The 1,117-nt window shown below is 73.5% G+C and carries 2 protein-coding genes; both read left to right on the top strand.

The window, feature by feature from the left end; translation table 11 throughout:
* A partial coding sequence (locus EU811_RS23075; RefSeq protein WP_142940567.1) for a dihydrolipoamide acetyltransferase family protein occupies positions 1 to 784 on the top strand: 784 nt, incomplete at its 5' end.
* A gap of 89 nt (positions 785 to 873) precedes the next feature.
* The coding region (locus tag EU811_RS24510) for an NTP transferase domain-containing protein (RefSeq protein WP_238703552.1) at positions 874 to 1,117 on the top strand (244 nt) is incomplete at its 3' end.

Genomic DNA, 1,117 nt, shown 5'->3' with positions numbered 1-1,117 from the left:
GGCCGCGCGGGCCGCCGCGTCGGCCCCGACCGTCGTGCGGCCACCACAGGCCGCGGCGCCCGCACCGGCGCACTCGACGTCAGCCACGCACGCGCGTGGCACCCGCATCCCCCTCAAGGGCGTCCGCGGTGCCGTCGCCGACAAGCTCTCCCGGAGCCGGCGTGAGATCCCGGACGCGACCTGCTGGGTCGACGCCGATGCCACGGAACTGATGCACGCGCGCGTGCGGATGAACGAGGCCGGCGGGCCGAAGATCTCCCTGCTCGCCCTCCTCGCCCGGATCTGCACCGCCGCGCTGGCCCGTTTCCCCGAGCTCAACTCGACGGTCGACATGGAGGCCAGGGAGATCGTCCGGCTTGACGCGGTGCACCTCGGGTTCGCCGCGCAGACCGAGCGCGGGCTCGTCGTGCCGGTGGTGAAGGACGCGCACACCCGGGGCGCGGAGTCCCTGAGCGCGGAGTTCGCCCGGCTCACCGAGGCGGCACGCACCGGGACGCTCACACCGGCGGAACTCACCGGCGGGACCTTCACGTTGAACAACTACGGGGTGTTCGGCGTCGACGGCTCCACGCCGATCATCAACCACCCCGAGGCGGCCATGCTCGGCGTCGGCCGGATCGTTCCCAAGCCCTGGGTGCACGAGGGCGAGCTGGCGGTGCGGCAGGTCGTGCAGCTCTCGCTCACCTTCGACCACCGAGTGTGCGACGGCGGCACGGCGGGCGGATTCCTCCGGTATGTGGCGGACTGTGTGGAACAGCCCGCGGTCCTGCTGCGGACCCTGTAGCCCCGCGACCCGTACGACCTCGTCACCACCCCCGTCCACATGCTGTGCGCGGGGGTGGAAATGATCCATCGGGCGCCCATACTCGGGGGGTGACCGCGTACGAGCGTCCCAGCGCACCCGGTTCCGTCGGCGCACCCGGTTCCTCCATCGGGCCCGGTTCCTCCGGCGCACCCGGTGTGGACGGCCGGGACACGGACGGCCATGACGCCGTCGTGCTCGCCGGCGGTGCCGCCCGCCGCCTCGGCGGGGCGGACAAGCCCGGCGTTCACGTGGGTGGCCGCGCCCTGCTCGACCGAGTCCTGGCCGCCTGTTCGGGCGCGGCCACCCACGTGA

Source organism: Arthrobacter sp. TS-15, from assembly GCF_006964045.1.
GTDB lineage: Bacteria > Actinomycetota > Actinomycetes > Actinomycetales > Micrococcaceae > Arthrobacter.
This window is presented reverse-complemented; position numbering and strand designations above follow the sequence as displayed.